Source organism: Pseudonocardia cypriaca (assembly GCF_006717045.1).
GTDB classification, from domain to species: Bacteria; Actinomycetota; Actinomycetes; order Mycobacteriales; family Pseudonocardiaceae; genus Pseudonocardia; species Pseudonocardia cypriaca.
In genome coordinates this window covers 325,209-342,642 of the sequence record NZ_VFPH01000002.1, presented here as the reverse complement: position 1 = coordinate 342,642, position 17,434 = coordinate 325,209, and the positions used below count along the sequence as shown (strand labels likewise).

Sequence of the window (17,434 nt, the reverse complement as noted above, 5' to 3'; positions counted from 1 at the left end):
GGGATGGAAGTCGACGTCTTCAAGGAGATCCTGGTCCCGGTCGTCGGGGGTCTGGGCATCTTCCTGCTCGGCCTGGAGTTCATGGACCGGGGCATCCAGTCGTTGTCGGTGAACAAGATGCGCGCGCTGCTGGCCAGGATGGCCGGTAGCCCGCTCAAGGGGGTGGTCGCCGGGACCGTCATCACGGGGGTCATCCAGTCGTCCACCGCGATGACAGTGATGACGGTCGGGTTGGTCAACACCGGGGTGCTGGGCCTGCGCGGGGCCATCGGCGTGATCATGGGTGCCAACATCGGCACCACGCTCGGCAACGGCCTGATCGCGTTGCCGCTGGGTCCGCTCGGCCTGCTGTTCGGCGGGATCTTCGCCACCGTGTACTGCTTCGCGAAGACCGACCGGCTCAAGAACATCGCCCTCGCGGCGATGGGGTTCGCGCTGATCTTCTACGGCCTCAACCTGATGACCGGCGGCCTCAAGCCGCTTCGCCAGCTACCGGAAGTGATGGCGATCATCTCGGGCCTGGACTCCTCGACGTTCGTCGGAGTGGTCTCCTGCGCGCTGATCGCCGCGCTCATCACCGCGCTGATCCACTCCTCGTCCGCGACGATCGGCATCGTCATGGGCCTCGGGGCAGCGGGCGTGCTCGACTGGCAGACCGCCATCGCCTTCGCGATCGGCGCGGACCTGGGGACGACCATCACGTCGTGGATCGCCTCGCTGAACCTGTCGAAGAACGCGAAGCGCACCGCCTACGCGCACATCGGGTTCAACTTCATCGGCGTGTGCGTCGTGCTGGCGCTCTTCTTCCCGGCGATCGGGGTCCTCACCTGGGTGATGGGCTTCTTCGGCGGTGACCCGGGGGTCCCGGTTGTGGTGGACGGGCAGGAGACATTCCCGCTGGTCCCGGTCGCCGTCGGCCTGTTCTCGATCTTCTTCAACGTCTTCAACGTGCTGCTGCTGTTCCCCTTCGTCAACGTCTTCGAGCGGGTGCTCAAGCGCATCGGGCACACCACCGAGGAGGACCTGGAGGACTACTCGGTGCCCAAGTACCTCGATCGCAGGGCGCTGGAGGACTTCAACCGGGCGGTTCCCGCGATGCGCCAGGAAGTGGCGCGCGCACTGGGAGCCGGGCAGGTGTTCCTCGACATCGCACGGGACAAGAAGGGTGCGCCGAAGAAGCCCGCCGAGCTCCACGAGTCGCTCGACGCACTGTCCCGCGAGATCCGCGCGTACTCGGCGCAGCTGTTCAAGGAGGACCTGTCGCGCGAACAGATGGACCTGGTGGCCAGCATGATCGAGGAGGCCGACTTCACCGGCTCCCTGAGCGAGTCGCTGCACCAGATCGCCCGGCGGGTCCGGCGTGAGCAGTTCAGCCCCGCCGGGGAGACCATCCTCGGCGAGGGCCTCGGTCATCTGGAGCAGAAGTTGTCGGCCCTCACCGCCGCCGCCGGCCCCGGAACCGATGCGCTCATGGGCCTGCCGGCCGCACTCGGTCAGGCCGAGTTCGAGGCCATGCGCTGGCGGGTGATCGACGCCGGAGACATCCCGGCCACCGAGAAGGGCGCGCTCCTGGCGCTGATCGGGTCGATGGAGCGTGCCGAGAGCTTGATCGACCGGATCCAGCAGGAGCGGTTGTCGGTCGATCGCGCCCAGTCCACCGTGCTCGTCACCGCGCCCGGGAGTATCTGAGCCCCAGGCGGAGCGGTGCATTCGTGCTGTGCCGAACGGTCGGCGCCTCAGCCCGAGGTGGTCGGTGGGCTCTCGGTGGCGCTCTCCTCCGGCACCTCCGGCTCGGTGGTCCCGACCTCCGACGACCTCAGCTCGGAACCGCCTCCTTCGCCGCTGACCGTCAGTTCCACCCCGGTGCTTCCGGGCTTGTTGTCGGCGGTCGTGTAGCTGACCCAGAGGGTGCCCTCGTGTTCGCCCTCGGTCGGTGGGGAGGCGATGACCCTCACCCCGCACGAGGGCCCGGTGCCCGGGCAGCTGTTGTTGAGGAGGCGGAACGTGCCGCTCTCGGAGGTCAAGCTCACCGACGACACCGTCGCCCCGCCGAAACCCACGAGCTCGACCGCCCTCGTCACTGTGGACCCGGGCGACGTGGAGCCGAACGACACCGTCTGCTCGCGCGCGAAGTTCGGACCGATGAGCACGTCGTTGGTGGTCGCGGAGAAGGAGCTGCCGTCCGGGCCACGGGAGGACGTGGGTGGGTTCCCGTCCCTCCCGTCGGCGTCATCCCCGCGGCCGCTCGTCCCGTCCTGTCCGTCCTGACCATCCTGACCGTCGACGCCGACACCGGGTGAGCCGTCCGCGCCGTCGCCGTCCCCCGGGGAGGACGGCGACGAGGTGATCGTGGCCGCGGCGTTCCCCGACCGGTCCTCGGTGACGCCGGTCGAAGGCGAGGCGCACGCGCCGGTGACGGCCACCACGAGCAGCGGCAGGACGCGCGTGAACAGGCCCATCAGGAGCCTCCCGGAGAGAACTCGACGCGGATGTCGGGGTTGTCGGGGATGACGAGCACGGCGCCGCTCGCGCGGGTCCATCCATCGGGCACGAGGAAGTACTTGCCGCCGGACATCACCAGGAGCCGCAGGCCCCGGTACCGGTAGGGGTAGCGCTCGTCGGGCCCGGTCACCCGGTCGGCACGCGCCAAGGTGTCGGGGACGCCGAGCGATCGTTCGCTGTAGACGCTCACCGCGGGGAGGGCCTTCGTGACGTCCGCGCCGAGCGCCATGGCCCGGCCGCGGCCGAGCGCGTCCGCGTAGATCGACATGGCCCAGAACGCGCTGAGGGCCACGAGGCCCGCCACCGCGACGCCCGCCATCCGGGCGTGATGCGGGCGCAGCCGGGTCCGCATCATGCGTGCGGCCTCGATCGCGATGAGCGGTCCGCCCGCCAGGAGAACGGGTCGCAGGAGGTACCAGTCCAGCGGCGGCGGCAGCGGGGAGAAGAGGCCGATCAGCCCGACGCCGAACACCAGGACGCCGGCGATGACGGCGCCCGTCGCCGTTCGGTGCAGCCAGGTCGCACCGCCCACCCGCGCTGCCAGCGCCGTGACCGCGGCGTGCAGCAGGATCACGACAACCGCGGCGGTGAACAGCACGAAGAGCGGCACCACGCCGGCTTCGGCGCCGCGGAGGAGGTAGTCCGTGGCGGAGTAGCCGAGCACGCCGGTGCCGATGCCGAAGTAGGCCGAGCGGGCGTCGACGAGCTCGAAGCCCAGCCAGTACACCAGCGCGCTGACGAGCGTTGCCGGTGCGGCGACCAGGCTGACGTACTCGACGACCTTCGCCACGTCGAGCCCGGTCGGCGGCGGCGCCGGATCGGGGGCGGGACGTCGGATGCCGGCAGCCGGCCGGTTCCGTCGAGGCACGACCCCGTTGTGCAGAGCGCGTTCCATCCGCGTCTCCTTCGTCCCCGCCCGACCCGGGGGCGCGGCTCGGTCGGACGAGGTCCGGTGACCGGAGCCTGATACGTCGAAGGGGTCGCGGTGTGCGACGGCAGGTGAGGCGCTCCGAGGTTCAGCCGCCCGGTGCTGCGCCGCGGTGCAGCCGGCGGTAGCGGCCCGGCGGCATGCCGCAGGCCCGGGTGAATGCGGCGTAGAACCCGCTGTGCGAGCCGAAGCCGGTGTCCTCGGCGATCCGGCGCGTCGTCGCCGTGCTGGTCAGCAGCCGCCGCTGGGCCTCGGCGATGCGCCGATCGGTGAGGTAGGTGTGCACGGTCGTGCCGAGCACCTGCCGGAACAGCGTCATCGCGTAGTTCGGGTTCAGGTGCGCGACCGCGGCGACGTCCGCCACCTGGACCGGTTCCCGGAAGTTCTCGGTGATGTAGCGCGCCATCGCGACGACGTGGCGGACGGCGTCGGGCACCGCCCGCGCCTCGTCGCCCGCCGGTGCCGCGGTGCGCAGCAGCCGGCGGACACCGGCCTGGATCTCCAGCACGGCGATCGCGCGCAGATCGGCCGACGTGCTGGTGAGGTCGGCCGACCAGCGGGTGAACGCCTCGCGGCCGGGGTGCCCGGAGTGCCGGGTGATGAGCGGGGTGCCCTGCAACAGATCTGCGATCGCCCGGCCCGGCAGCCCCCAGTCGAGCACGCGGGCGAGCGGGACGTGCAGCCACGCCACGCGGGCCTGCCAGTTCTGCGGGGTGTCGATGAGCCGGTGCGGCACCGCGGCCCAGAACAGCGCGGCGTGGCCGGGCTGGATCGTCACCAGCGCGCCGCCGAAGAGGTAGGTGAGGGGCTGGTCGTCGACGAGGTTGACCTCGAGGTCGTCGTGGCGGTGCGCGCTCGCCATGGCGTGGCCGCGGCCCTGCCAGCACGCCAGCCCCGATGGTTGCTCGGTGATGCTCGCGGCCGCTGGCACCTGAGGATCCTGGAACTCCGCCCGACGTTGGCGTACCGATCCTAGGCGCCTCAGCTCCTAGCGTGGACGGACCGGACGTCGATCGAAGGAGCTCCACCATGGCGAAGATCACCATTGTGGGTGCCGGTGGGTACGTGTTCCCGTTCCGGCTCGTCGGTGACCTGCTGAGCTACCCGGCGCTGCGCGACAGCACGCTCGCCCTGATGGACATCGACGCCGGTCGGCTCGAGCGGACGGCGGCCGCAACGCGTGCGCTCGTCGCGCACCACGGCTTCCCGACCGTCGTCGAGAGCACCACCGACCGGCGCACCGCGCTGGCCGGCGCCGACTACGTGATCATCACCTTCCAGGTGGGCGGGATCGACGCCTTCCGCGACGACGTCGAGATCCCGCGCCGCTACGGCGTGGACCAGACGGTGGGTGACACGCTCGGCCCGGGCGGGGTCTTCCGCTTCCTGCGCTCGGTGGTGGCGTACCGCGAGATCGCCGCCGATCTGGCCGAGGTCGCCCCCGGCGCACAAGTGATCAACTACGCCAACCCGATGGCGATGTCCACCTGGTACCTCAACGCGCTCGGCGCGCGGACCGTCGGCCTGTGCCACAGCGTGCAGGGCACCTCGCGGATGCTCGCCCGCGAGCTCGGCGTCCCGTACGAGGACGTGACCTTCCGGGCGGCCGGGATCAACCACCAGTCCTGGTTCACCGACTTCCGCCGCGGCGCCGAGGACCTGTACCCGCGGCTGCGGCAGGTCATGACGCGGCGGCACCTGCACGGGGCATCCGGCGACGGGCTCGCGGACGACCACGGCGACCACAGCGGTGCCGACCGCGGCGCGTCGGTGTACGAGGGCGGCAACGAGCGGGTCCGGACGGCGATCATGGACGCCTTCGGCTACTTCCACACCGAGTCCAGCCACCACGCCTCGGAGTACCTGCCCTACTTCCGCAAGTCGCCCGAGCTCGTGCGGGAGTTCATCCCGCAGCGTTGGGACTACTACGAGATCTGCTCCGCGCACGACGAGCAGGGCCAGACCGACCGGCTGCTGGAGGACCTGAAGCGCGAGCTCGCTCCCTCCGTGGAGTACGGGGCCGCGATCGTGCACAGCATGGAGACCGGCCGGGAGAGCGTCATCTACGGCAACGTGCCCAACACCGGGCTCGTGACGAACCTGCCCGACGGCTGCTGCGTGGAGGTGGCCTGTCTCGTGGACGGCAACGGTGTGCAGCCCACCGTGTTCGGCGCGCTCCCGCCGCAGTGCGCCGCCGTGAACCGGACGGGTGTCAACGTGCAGGAACTGGCCGTGACGGCGGCCCTGACCGGTCGGCGCGAGCACGTCTACCACGCGGTGATGGCCGACCCGCTCACCTCCGCGCTGCTCACGCTCGACCGGATCCGGGCGATGGTCGACGATCTCTTCGCCGCGCACAAGGCGTACCTGCCCGACGAGCTGCAGGTGTGACACCGCCGGCCGACGGTCAGGGCGTGAGGTCCAGCACGGCCTGCATGGTCCGGAGGTCGACGGGCAGCGAGATGTGTTCGTGCGTGATCCGCCACCCCTGCTCGGTCCTGCGGAGGCAGACGGTCGAGCGCAGCCACAGGCTGCGGTCCTCGACCTGCTCGTGCGTCGCGCTCTCGGCGTCGAGCGGGCCGGTGTCGTGGTGGATCATGTGTGCGAACGCGACGTCCCCGCTCGCCGCGACCTGCTGGTGGACGGTCGTGAGACCGATCGGGCCCTCGTACTCGTCGAACCAGCGCCGGAAGTTCCGGCGCACCGAGTCGGTCCCCGTGAAGTGCAGCGGGGGGACGACGTCGAAGTAGACGACGTCGGGGGAGTAGAGCGCCATCAGCCGGTCGATGTCCTTGACGCGGCAGGCCTCGACCCGCTCGTCGAGCAGCGCGGCGACCTCGTTCTCGGGCGTGTTCCCCATGTCCGTCCCCTACGCCGCGCGGCCGGCCTTGAGCGCGGCCGCGGTCTCGACGGCGCGCCGGCCCTGGTAGCGGGCCGCCTCCACGGCGACCTCGCCGGGCGGGCCGTCACCGGCCACGTGGGAGGTGCCGTAGGGGTTGCCCGACCGGAACTGGACGGGGTCGGTGTAGCCGGGGGGCACGATGATCCCGCCCCAGTGGTAGAAGACGTTGCTCAGCGCCAGGATCGTGGACTCCTGCCCACCGTGAGCGGTGTTGCTGGCCGTGAACGCCGAGTACACCTTCCCGGCGAGCGCGCCCGAGAACCACAGCGGACCGGCCGAGTCGATGAACGCCTTGAGCTGGCCGGCCGGGTTGCCGAAGCGGGTGGGGGTGCCGAACAGCACCACGTCGGCCCACCCCAGGTCGTCGAGGGCGGCCACCGGCATGTCGGCGGCCTCCTGCAGGTGCTGCGCCCACGCCGGGTTGGCCTCGATCGCCGCCTGCGGCGCGGTCTCGGCGATCCTCCGCAGCCGCACCTCGGCGCCTGCCTTCTCCGCGCCCTCGGCCACGGCCCGCGCCAGTGCGTGCACGGTGCCGGTGGCGCTGTAGTAGACGATCGCGGCGTTGACGGGTTCCACGTGTCGGTCTCCTTCGGCGATGGTGGTCGTCTCTGAAGATCCGACGAGGCAGCACCGCGGAATGTGAGGCGGCAGCCGCACCCGTGGTTACGCGAGTCGCTCGCTCGGCTGCGAAGCCATGTCCACGTGCACCGGCTCCACGAACACGCCCGGAACGCGGCGGCGACCGAACCCGAGCACGTGGACGTTGCCGAGGCGATCGCCGCCCGGGAGCCCGTCGGCATGCACCTGAAGCGGTCCGAGGACGTCCTCGCCGCCGACCGCGTCGTCGGGTCGGGACGTCCTGCTCGCCTTCGTCGCGCTCGTGATCGGGACGACCGTCCGATCGGTCCGTCCGACCGCGACCGTGGCCGGGCGCTCCCGGCCGAGGTAGTGGACGAGGACGATCGCCGCGAAGATCGCCATGGTCCAGAACAGGATCATGCCGGCCGTCGCGAGCGCGTACTGCCAGGTGAGCGGGGCGGGCCAGGACAACATCATGTTGCATCACTCCTCATCGGATTCGAACTCACCAGGCGACGTCGCTGTGTCGATCCGTGCGCACCGCCCGCCCCGTCGTTCTCCCGGGACAACGACGAGGAAGCCGAGCCGTCACGCTGTGTCGCTCGATGATCACGCACAGGTGGTGGATTCGAGGTGATGCTCGTCCGATGGCCGCACCGGCCGCGGCCGTAGCCGGCCGGGTGGTGCTCGCACCGAGCTGTCCGCCGGGTTCGGATGCGTAGTCTGTGCCGCACGGCCCGGATGAGAAGGTGGAGATTGGACACAGCCCCACGACGCCGGCGGGCGGGGGTGACCATGACCGATGTCGCCCGTCGGGCCGGTGTCTCCACGATGACGGTCTCGAACGTGATCAACGGACGGTCGCAGCGGGTGAGCGAGCCGACGAAGCGGCGGGTGCTCTCGGTGATCGCCGAGCTGGGCTACCAGGTCAACCTGACCGCCCGGAACCTGCGGATGGGCCGGACCGGGGCGGTCGGCCTAGCGGTGCCGGGGTTCGCGCCGGGGTACTACGCCCAGCTCGCGGACCGGCTGGCGAGCCGGTTCGCGGCGCACGGGTTGCGGCTGGCGGTGGAGCGGACCGGTGCGAGCCGGTCGGCCGAGCTCGATGCCCTCACCGCGTCGCGGTTGAGCGGCTACGACGGGTTCGTGCTCAGCGTGGTGGCGGGCGACGTGACCGACCTCGATCACCTCAGCGTCGATGCGCCGGTCGTGCTGATCGGTGAACGGGCGGTTCCGGCGCGGTTCGACCACGTGCTCATGGACAACGTCGGGGGCGCGCGGCTCGCGACCGAGCTCCTGATCCGCACCGGTGCGCGGCGGATCGCGTTGCTCGGTGGCGTCCGCGTCGCCGAGGGGTCCATGCAAGGGCTGCGGACCCGCGGCTACCGGGATGCGCACGAGGCAGTCGGCACCGCGGTCGGCAACGAGCTGATCGTCTCCTGCGGGTTCGGCGTCGAGGACGGGTACGAGGCAGTTCGGGATCTGATCGGTCGGGGCGTGCTGTTCGACGCGATCTTCGCCCTGACCGACTCGGCGGCGATCGGTGCGCTGCGCGCGCTGGCCGAGGCCGGACGGAAGGTGCCGGAGGACGTCCAGGTGGTCGGGTTCGACAACCTCGACGACGGCCGGTTCACGGTTCCGTCGCTGACGACCGTCGAGCCGGGGAACGCCGAGATGGCGGACGCGGTCTGCACACTGCTGCTCGAGCGGATGGCGTCACGGCCCGCTCCCGTCTCGGCCCGGGTGGTCATGCCCGAGGCGCGGATCGTGGAACGGGAGACCACCCGGCGAGCATGACGGGGTGGCAGTGGCGGGTCAGTCCACGTGCAGCTCGACGGTGGCGAACGAGTGCGGCGGCAGCACGACGGTCAGCTCCGTGGAACCGAGCGCTCCTGGCCGGAGCGCGACGGCGAGCTCGGCCGGTGTCACGGCGTCCGGGGCGGAGACCGTGTTGTGGCTCTGCGGCTTGTCGCCCGTGAGGATCCGGGCGCGCGTCACCGTGGCCCCGCGGCCGCGCAGGTCCAGCCGGACGGTCGTGTCGGTGTCGAGCGCGAGGTTGCTCAACGAGAGCAGCGCCGTGCCGTCCTTCGTGCTGGCGGAGACCGACAGCGGGTCGAACCGGTCGTCGCCGACGGCCACCGCGTCCGGTCCGTCGACCAGGTGCACGGGCACGGAGGTCGCGTCCTGGTGGCCCTTGTTCATCTCGAACACGTGGTAGGTCGGGGTGAGCACGAGTCCGTCGCCGCTCTCCTCGGTGAGGATCATCGCCTGCAGCACGTTGACGGTCTGGGCGATGTTGGCCATCCGCAGGCGGGCCGCGTGCTGGTGGAAGATGTCGAAGTGCAGGCTCGCGACCAGCGCGTCGCGCAGCGTGTTCTGCTGCTGCAGGAAGCGAGGGTTGGTGCCCGGCTCGGCCTCCCACCAGGTGCCCCACTCGTCGCAGACCAGGCCGACGCGGCGCAGCGGGTCGTAGGCGTCCATCACCGCGCTGTGCGCGGCGATGACCCGGTCGATGTCGGCCGCCTTCGCCATCGTGCGGTGGTACTGCTCGTCGCTGAACTCGGTGGCCGGGCTCTTGGCGATCCCGTCGCCCGCGAACGTGTAGTAGTGGAACGAGATCCCCTGGAAGACGTTGCGCGGCGTCCGGGTGCACCCCAAGCAGCTGACGGCCTTCATCAGCGCCTCGGTCCAGGCGAGGTCGTCGTCCGCTGCGCCGGCGGCGATCCGGTAGAGCTGGTTGCCGTCGTGGTCGTGCAGGAACGTGGCGTAGCGGCAGGCGAGATCGGCGTAGGTCTCCGGCCGCATGTTCCCGCCGCAGCCCCACGCCTCGTTCCCGATGCCCCAGAACGGGACGTTCCACGGTGCGTCGCGGCCGTTGGCCTTGCGCAGCCGGACCATGGGCGAGTCGCCGTCGCGGGTGAGGTACTCGACCCACTCGCTCATCTCCTGGACGGTGCCCGAGCCGACGTTGCCGTTGACGTACGGGTCGGCGCCCAGCAGCTCGCAGAGCGCCATGAACTCGTGGGTGCCGAAGTGGTTGTTCTCCTCGACGTCGCCCCACAGCGTGTTGACCATGACCGGGCGGTCGGGCTTCGGGCCGACGCCGTCGCGCCAGTGGTAGGCGTCGGCGAAGCAGCCGCCCGGCCAGCGCAGGTTGGGGACGTCCAGCGCGCGAAGGGCCTCGACGACGTCGAGCCGCAGGCCCCCCTCGTTAGGGACGGGTGAGTCCTCCCCGACCCAGAACCCGCCGTAGATGCAGCGACCGAGGTGTTCGGCGAAGTGGCCGTAGAGGTGCCTGCTGATCGTCGGGCCGGTGACGTCGAGATCGACGACCACGCGCGCGCTGGACGTTGGCATGGAGATCCTTCCTCGATCCTCGCGGATCCGAAAGTTTCGAATCAATTGCCGCAGAGCTGAGGCTTCCCAGCGGAGATTTGACGTTATACCGTGTCCGCCACTAAGCCCGACAGTGTGCCGACGCCGCCGCTCTTCCGGTCCCGAGTCTGAAAGTTTCGGACGCGGAGCGGCTCGTCAGTGCCACGCCGCTCACCGTGTCCGAACAGGAGGCACACCGCCGTGAGACTCCGCACCAGCCCGCCGCTCGCATTGCTCGCCGCAGCCGCGCTCGTGGTGATCAGCGCATGCTCGCCGGGATCCGCGTCCGGGGGCGGCGGGGATCCGAAGTCGTTCGAGTTCTGGTCGTTCAGCGGGATCGACCAGCAGCACGACGTCGACGTCTACCTCCGCGACCACCCCGACCTCCAGGTCAAGCTGACCGAGGTCGGCAGCACGACCGAGACCGCGCAGGCGCTGACCACCGCCATCGCCGGGGGCAAGGTGCCCGACCTGGTGCTCATCCAGGGCGACGACATGCCCAAGTTCGTGCAGCAGCCGCAGAACTTCCGCGACCTGCGCGAGTCCGGCGCCGACCAGATGAAGGGCGACTACCTGGACTGGGTGATGGAGCAGGCGACCGCGGAAGGAGGGCAGATCATCGGGATCCCCACCGACGTCGGCGGCATGGCCGTCGTCTACCGCACGGACCTCTTCGCCGCGGCCGGCCTGCCCACCGACCGGGAGTCGGTCTCCAAGCTGTGGCCGACGTGGGACGCGTTCATCGAGACCGGCAAGAAGTACGTGGCCGCGACCGGCAAGCCGTTCGTCGACAACGCGCCGACCAGCGTGTTCTACCAGGCCGTCAACCAGGTCTCGCAGAAGTACTACGACGACGCGGGCAACTTGATCTACGACACGAACCCGGAGGTCAAGGCGGCGTTCGACACCACGCTCAAGGCGCTCGAGGCCGGCATCTCGGCCAAGATCTCCTTCGGCGCCGACGCCTGGAACGCCGCGCTGCCTCGCGGCGACTTCGCGGTCGTGTCCGCGCCGGCGTGGATGCTGGACCAGATCCGCCGGGCGGCGCCCGACACGAGCGGCAAGTGGGACGTCGCGACGATCCCCGGCGGCGCGGGCAACTGGGGCGGCAGCTACCTGGCGATCCCGGCCCGGGCCCAGAACCCCGAGGCGGCCTGGAACTACATCAAGGAGATGCAGTCGCCGCAGCGCCAGCTCGAGCACTTCCTCGACGTCGGGTCCCTGCCCACCACGCCCGCCGTCTACGACGACCCGAAGCTCACCGGCCAGGCCGACCCGTTCTTCTCCGGCGCGCCGACCGGGCAGATCTACACCCAGGCCGTGCTGGGGATCAAGCCGTTCCACATGGGGCCCGACACCGCCACCATCGGCTCGGAGTTCCTCAACGCCCTCACCAACGTCGAGCAGGGTTCCGGCAACCCGGCCACGGCCTGGGACGACGCCGTGAACAACATCCGCACGGCGATCGGGAAGTAACGCCGATGCGTCGCGACCGTGTGGGGGTCTCGTGACCGCGACCCTGCCGGCCAAGCAGGTTCCGTCCCCCGGCGCGCCCAAGCGCGCCGGGGGGTGGACCCTCCCGTTCCGCGAGCGGATCGCGCCGTACGCCTACGTCGCGCCGTTCTTCCTGATCTTCGGGGTGTTCGGGCTCGTCCCGTTCCTGGCCACGTTCTACATCGCGTTGTTCGAGTGGAACCCGATCGGCGACCAGACCTTCATCGGCGTCGACAACTTCACCCGGATGCTCGCCGACCCGCGGTTCTGGAACGCCACGAGCAACACGATCAGGATCTGGCTGCTGTCGACCATCCCGCAGCTGGCGATCGCGCTGGTGCTGGCGCACGTGCTCAACCACGCCCGGCTGCGGGCCGCGGTGTTCTTCCGGATGTCGATCCTGGTCCCCTTCATCACCTCGGTGGCGGCCACCGCGATCGTCTTCGCGCAGATGTTCGACCGCGACTACGGGCTGCTGAACTGGCTGCTCGGACTGGTCGGGATCTCCTCGATCGACTTCGTGCAGACCGTGTGGGGCAGCCACCTCATGATCGCCGTGATGGTCGCGTGGCGCTGGTTCGGCTACAACACCCTGCTGTACCTGGCGGCGCTGCAGGCGGTGCCGCGCGACGTCTACGAAGCGGCGTCGATCGACGGCGCAGGCGGGTGGCAGCAGTTCCGCCACATCACCGTCCCGGCGCTGCGACCGATCATCATCTTCACGATCGTCACCTCGACGATCGGCGGGCTGCAGATCTTCACCGAGCCGCTGCTGGTCGCCCGCACGACGAACCTCACCTGCGGGGCCGTGCGGCAGTGCCAGACGCTCACGCTGTTCCTCTACGAGCAGGGCTTCGGCCGGTACGAGTTCGGCTACGGCTCGGCGATCGGCGTCGCGCTGTTCCTCATGATCATCCTGATCGCCGCGGTCAACTACCTGCTCTCCACCCGGATCCGAGGAGAGGGACGATGAGCGAGCGACAGCGAGCGAATCATGGGCACAGCGCGTCCGCGAAGCGGTCGCCCGAGCGCCGGCGAGGGCGGCGATGAGCGACGCGACCGCCGCGACGACGATCGGCACCACGTTGACCGGCGCGCCGCCCGCCGCCCGCAGGAGCCGGGCGGGGGGTCGACTGGGCCGCGTGCGGTGGTGGACCTACCTGCTGCTGGGTATCGCCGCGTTCGGTTCGGTGTTCCCGCTGTACTGGATGTTCGTCGTCTCCTCGACCGACTCGGCCACCGCGACGCAGATGCCCCCGGAGATCCTGCCGGGCGAGAACTTCTTCGAGCTGGCCGGCAAGGTCTTCGACACGGTCCCGTTCCTGCAGTCGATCATCAACAGCCTGGTCATCGCCCTCACGATCGGCGTCGGTCAGGCGCTGCTGTGCGCGCTGGGCGGGTTCGCGTTCGCGAAGCTGCACTTCCGCGGGAGGGACGTGCTGTTCCTCGTCGTGGTGCTCACGATGACGGTGCCGACGCAGCTCGCCGTCATCCCGAAGTACATGATCGTCTCCTGGTTGGGGTGGGTCGACACGCTGCAGGCGGTGGCCGTGCCGGGGCTGGCCAGTGCGTTCGGCATCTTCTGGATGCGCCAGCACATCGTGACGACCCTCAGTGACGAGCTGCTGCAGGCCGCCCGGATCGACGGGGCGAGCACCTGGCAGATCTTCTGGCGCATCGCGTTCCCGATCGTCCGACCGGCGGCGTTCGTGCTCGGCCTGTTCGGCTTCGTGGAGGCCTGGAACGACTTCCTCTGGCCGTTCATCGTGCTGAAGTCGCCGGAGCGGTTCACCGCCCAGATCGCCATCAAGGCGCTGCAGAACAGCTTCGACATCGACCTCGGCCTGGCCATGGCCGGTTCGTTCCTGGCCACGCTCCCGCTGCTGGTGTTGTTCGTGTTCGTCGGGCGCAAGATGGTCAACGGCATCCTGGACGGGGCCTTCAAGGGGTGAGCGTCCGCGACGGAGGGCCCCGCCACGGCATCCACGACACCGTGCCCGCGGCGCGATGGGAGGACGGGTTCCTGTCGGGCAACGGCGAGTACGGCCTGGTGGCCCTCGGTGATCCGGCCGCGGAACGCCTCATCGTCAACCACCACCGGTTCGTGCTGCCCAACGGGACCCGCCACCTGGGGCCGCCCGCGGTCGCGGATCGGCTCGACGAGGTGCGGGACCTCGTGCTCGCGGGTGAGGCGGAGGCGGCACAGCGCGCGTTCACCGACGGGAGGCGGCTGGCCTGGACCCAGCCGTTCCACCCCGGCTTCGTGATCGAGGTCGATCGCTCGAACCCGCCTCCGGCGCGCGACTACCGCAGGGAGACCGACTTCCGCACCGGTGAGGTGAGCGCCACCTGGACGGACATCGGCGGGGTGTGGCGCAGCCGCGGCTTCGTCTCGCGCGCCGACCGGGTGCTGGTGTACGAGCTGGCCGGGCCCGCCCTCGACCTGGCGGTGCGGCTCTCGGGCGATCTGCCCGGGCGGCCCGCGGGCGTCGGGTACTCCTCTCTGACCCAGGTCGGCGGCCCGCGAGATGCCCTGCTCACCGTGCGGGGCACCTACCCGCCCGGCCTCGGCGCGTACGGGTTCGCCGGTATCACCCGGCTCGTCGCGGTCGACGGGCCCGTGCGGCTGGACGGCGACGTCGCGGTGGTGCGCGGAGCGTCGCGGCTCCTGCTGCTGACGGTGCTCGACCGGGCGGACGGGCCGGTCGACGAGGAGCCGCTGCGGGAGCGGCTGGCGGCGCTGCCCGCCGAGTACCTGACGCTGCTGCGCCGCCACACCGCACTGCACACGCCCATGTACGAGCGGGTGGAGCTCGACCTCGGGGTGCCCGCCGACGAGCGGGAGCAGCCGGTCGGGGAGCTGCTCGCAGCTCAGCGCCGGGCCGAGGCGCCGACGCCCGCGCTGCTCGAGGCCATGTTCCACGCCGGGCGCTACCTGCTGATCAGCTCGTCCGGAGTGCTGCCGCCGCGGCTCACCGGGCTGTGGCTGGGGGAGTGGGGCGCGGCGTGGTCGGGGGACTTCACCACCGACGCGAACCTGAACCTGCAGCTGGCCGGGGCCGGCATCGGCGCGCTCCCCGAAGTGGTGGAGAGTCTGGGGGCGTTGATCGCCGACCAGATCGACGACTGGCGAGCCAACGCCGAGGCCGTGTTCGGGGCGCGCGGACTGCTCGCGCCCAGCCGCACCGACGGCGAGCACGGCCGCCTGTTCCACCTGGACGCCGACTGGCCGTGGGCGATGTGGGTCGCGGGCGCGGACTGGCTCCTGTTCCCGCTCGTCGAGCACTGGCAGATCACCGGTGACGACGAGTTCCTGGCCGATCCGCTGGCGGCGTGGCTGGTCGAGGCAGCGCTGTTCTTCGAGGACTTCCTGGTGCGCGAGGACGAGCACGGCTCCCTGGTGCTCGTTCCGTCGTACTCGCCGGAGGTGGGCCCGGCCGGGTCCACCGGGGCCGCCGCCGTGAACGCCACGATGGACATCGCCGCCGCCCGGCACGCGCTGTCCGCGGCCGTCGAGGCGTGCACCCGGCTCGGCATCGAGGAAGCGTCGGTCACGCGCTGGCAGACCCTGCTGAAGCAGCTGCCGCCCTACGTCGTGGACTCCCGCGGCGCGCTGGCCGAATGGGCGTGGCCCGGGCTCGTGACCCCGGACGACCACCGGCACGTCAGCCACCTGTACCCGGTCTGGCCGCTGCACGAGATCACCCCGGACGACACGCCCGAGCTGGCGGCCGCCGCGCATCGAGCGCTCGTGCTGCGCGGGGACGAGAACCTCTCGGCGCACGGGAGCCTGCACCGGGCCCTGTGCGCGGCCCGGCTGAAGGACCCCGGCCTCGTCGAGGCGAACCTGGGCAAGGTGCTCGGCAACGACATGGTGTTCCGGTCGCTGATGACCTCGCACAACCCGGGCCTGGACGTCTACAACGCCGATGCCGCGCACGCGATCCCGGCGGTGGTCATCGAGGCGTTGGTCGACTCCCTCCCCGGGGTGGTGGAGCTGCTCCCCGCGCTGCCGGGGCGGTGGGCCCGCGGGCGGGTCAGCGGGGTCCGCTGCCGGAACCGGGTCACCGTGGCCGAGCTGGCCTGGGACCTGGAGCAGTCGACCGCCCACGTCGTCCTGCGATCGAACGTCGACGCTGCGGTTGTGGTGCGCTGCCCACGGGCGGTCGGACCGTTCCGCCGCGGCGAGCCGGTACCGGTGGCCGCCGGTGAGCGCGTTCGCCTCGAGTTCGCACTCGAGGACGATGGTGAGGAGACCTGATGAAGATCGTCGAGGTGGTTCCGTGGTTGGTCGGGGCGGAGGGCACCGGTTGGGGTGAGTACCTGTTCGTGGAGGTGCGCACGGACGAGGACGTCAGCGGCTGGGGTGAGATCACGACGACGACGCCGACGGCGAACCGGGCGGTGGCGGGGATGGTGCGGCAGGTGAGTGACCTGCTGGTGGGGGATGATCCGGCTCGGATCGAGGACATCTGGCACAAGGTGTTCCGGGCGTTCACCTACATGGGCAGTCGTGGGGCGGGCACGAACGTGGTGAGCGCGGTGGACATCGCGTTGTGGGACATCCGCGGGAAGGTCCTCGGCCTGCCGGTCCACGAGCTGCTGGGTGGCCGGGTCCGGGACGACCTGTTGATCTACACGCATCCGGATCAGCGCCGGTTCGCGACCCGGGACGGGGTGGTGGAGGAGATCCGGGGGATCGTCGACTCGGGCCACACCGGTATCAAGTTCGACCCGTTCCCGAACAAGCCGGGTGTGTCGTTGGCTGATGACCGGTATCTCGACGACGGGATGAGCCGGGCCGAGGTGGGGCAGGCGATGGAGCTGACCGCGCTGGTGCGGGAGGCGGCGGGCCCGGATGTGGAGTTGTTGATCGACGCGCACGGCCGGTTCGATGTGCCGACGGCGATCCGGATCGGTCAGGCGTTGGACGAGGTGGGTGGTATCCACTGGTATGAGGAGCCGGTGCCGCCGGAGAGTTATCGGGCGCTTCAGCAGGTGCGGGATCGGGTGGGGGTGGCGATCTCGGTGGGGGAGCGGCTGCACACGCGGTGGGACTTCGTGCCGGTCTTGGAGAACCGGTTGGCGGATTTCGTGATGCCGGATGTGACGTGGACCGGTGGGATCTCGGAGCTGAAGAAGATCGCCACGATGGCGGAGGCGTACTACGTGCCGGTCTCGCCGCACGACGCGGCGGGGCCGGTGAATCTGGTGGCGGGTGGGCAGGTGATGGTGACGGTGCCGAACTTCTACCGGATCGAGTCCAGCCGCCATGACCTGAGTAGTTACAACCGGTTCCTGACTGCGCCGTTGGACAACGGTGGTGGCCGGTTGAAGCTGCCACCGGGGCCGGGTCTGGGGATCGAGTTCGATCTGGAGCACCTGCGCGGCCACGCCCGCGACGGATTCCACGGCTGACGATCACGATCTACGGTCCGACCAGAACCCGTACGTCCCGCGCGTCGAGGGGCGGGGCCCGCGCGACCAGCAGGTACCCACATCGGACGAACGGTCACCCACTACGGTGAACGGCCGTACCCACGTTGGCGGCGGACAGGTCGGGGACGGGTTGGACCAGGAGCCCAGATCGATCTTCCTCGGTGAGCTCCACTCAGGACACCGAGGCAAGCCGATCTTCATCGAGCGGCCTGGAG

General features: G+C 70.5%; 15 protein-coding genes. 8 read left to right on the top strand and 7 right to left on the bottom strand.

Features of this window, described 5'->3' with window-relative positions:
• Positions 1–3: 3 nt before the first annotated feature.
• Positions 4–1,689: a Na/Pi cotransporter family protein gene (locus tag FB388_RS19280; RefSeq protein ID WP_142103594.1), complete on the top strand. Its 1,686-nt coding sequence runs from the start codon at positions 4–6 to the stop codon at positions 1,687–1,689.
• A 47-nt stretch (positions 1,690–1,736) separates the two neighbouring features.
• Here the strand turns inward: FB388_RS19280 and FB388_RS19275 are convergent, their stop codons facing one another.
• The 3 genes from FB388_RS19275 to FB388_RS19265 form a co-directional block, all read right to left on the bottom strand.
• Positions 1,737–2,459 carry a hypothetical protein gene (locus FB388_RS19275; protein WP_142103593.1) on the bottom strand — a complete coding sequence of 241 codons (723 nt, stop codon included), beginning with the start codon at positions 2,457–2,459 and terminating at the stop codon, positions 1,737–1,739.
• The gene (locus FB388_RS19270) at positions 2,459–3,397 is read right to left on the bottom strand and encodes a hypothetical protein (RefSeq protein ID WP_142103592.1); all 939 of its coding nucleotides are present in this window, start codon (positions 3,395–3,397) and stop codon (positions 2,459–2,461) included. The genes FB388_RS19275 and FB388_RS19270 overlap by 1 nt, the downstream gene beginning before the upstream one ends.
• A 121-nt stretch (positions 3,398–3,518) precedes the next feature.
• A complete protein-coding gene (locus FB388_RS19265; protein WP_142103591.1) occupies positions 3,519–4,361 on the bottom strand; it encodes a helix-turn-helix domain-containing protein in 843 nt (280 codons plus the stop codon).
• 98 nt (positions 4,362–4,459) lie between these two features.
• On the opposite strand from FB388_RS19265, the gene melA reads away from it, so the two are divergent.
• Complete coding sequence (melA, locus tag FB388_RS19260; protein WP_142103590.1) at positions 4,460–5,821, top strand: alpha-glucosidase/alpha-galactosidase; 1,362 nt, start codon at positions 4,460–4,462, stop codon at positions 5,819–5,821.
• Between the two features lie 16 nt (positions 5,822–5,837).
• On the opposite strand, the gene FB388_RS19255 is transcribed toward melA, so the two are convergent.
• The 3 genes from FB388_RS19255 to FB388_RS19245 form a co-directional block, all read right to left on the bottom strand.
• On the bottom strand, positions 5,838–6,290 hold the full coding sequence (locus tag FB388_RS19255; protein WP_142103589.1) for a nuclear transport factor 2 family protein: 453 nt from the start codon (positions 6,288–6,290) through the stop codon (positions 5,838–5,840).
• Positions 6,291–6,299: 9 nt separating this feature from the next.
• Positions 6,300–6,908, bottom strand: coding sequence for an NAD(P)H:quinone oxidoreductase (gene wrbA / locus FB388_RS19250; RefSeq protein ID WP_142103588.1), 609 nt, complete (start codon positions 6,906–6,908; stop codon positions 6,300–6,302).
• A gap of 87 nt (positions 6,909–6,995) precedes the next feature.
• A complete protein-coding gene (locus FB388_RS19245; RefSeq protein WP_142103587.1) occupies positions 6,996–7,388 on the bottom strand; it encodes a hypothetical protein in 393 nt (130 codons plus the stop codon).
• 237 nt (positions 7,389–7,625) lie between these two features.
• Between FB388_RS19245 and FB388_RS19240 the strand changes: the two genes are divergently transcribed.
• Positions 7,626–8,708: a substrate-binding domain-containing protein gene (locus FB388_RS19240; RefSeq protein ID WP_142103586.1), complete on the top strand. Its 1,083-nt coding sequence runs from the start codon at positions 7,626–7,628 to the stop codon at positions 8,706–8,708.
• Between the two features lie 18 nt (positions 8,709–8,726).
• Here FB388_RS19240 and FB388_RS19235 read toward each other — a convergent pair whose 3' ends face one another.
• The gene (locus FB388_RS19235; RefSeq protein ID WP_142103585.1) at positions 8,727–10,268 is read right to left on the bottom strand and encodes an alpha-N-arabinofuranosidase; all 1,542 of its coding nucleotides are present in this window, start codon (positions 10,266–10,268) and stop codon (positions 8,727–8,729) included.
• Positions 10,269–10,487: 219 nt separating this feature from the next.
• Here FB388_RS19235 and FB388_RS19230 point away from each other — a divergent pair, with 219 nt between their 5' ends.
• The 5 genes from FB388_RS19230 (at position 10,488) to FB388_RS19210 (ending at position 17,198) form a co-directional block, all read left to right on the top strand.
• Complete coding sequence (locus tag FB388_RS19230; RefSeq protein ID WP_142103584.1) at positions 10,488–11,762, top strand: ABC transporter substrate-binding protein; 1,275 nt, start codon at positions 10,488–10,490, stop codon at positions 11,760–11,762.
• Between the two features lie 31 nt (positions 11,763–11,793).
• On the top strand, positions 11,794–12,753 hold the full coding sequence (locus tag FB388_RS19225; protein WP_246122183.1) for a carbohydrate ABC transporter permease: 960 nt from the start codon (positions 11,794–11,796) through the stop codon (positions 12,751–12,753).
• A gap of 73 nt (positions 12,754–12,826) precedes the next feature.
• Positions 12,827–13,732 carry a carbohydrate ABC transporter permease gene (locus FB388_RS19220; protein WP_142103583.1) on the top strand — a complete coding sequence of 302 codons (906 nt, stop codon included), beginning with the start codon at positions 12,827–12,829 and terminating at the stop codon, positions 13,730–13,732.
• Complete coding sequence (locus tag FB388_RS19215; protein WP_142103582.1) at positions 13,729–16,041, top strand: glycosyl hydrolase family 95 catalytic domain-containing protein; 2,313 nt, start codon at positions 13,729–13,731, stop codon at positions 16,039–16,041. Before FB388_RS19220 ends, FB388_RS19215 begins: the two co-directional genes overlap by 4 nt.
• A complete protein-coding gene (locus FB388_RS19210) occupies positions 16,041–17,198 on the top strand; it encodes a mandelate racemase/muconate lactonizing enzyme family protein (protein WP_142103581.1) in 1,158 nt (385 codons plus the stop codon). Before FB388_RS19215 ends, FB388_RS19210 begins: the two co-directional genes overlap by 1 nt.
• Positions 17,199–17,434 lie beyond the last annotated feature (236 nt).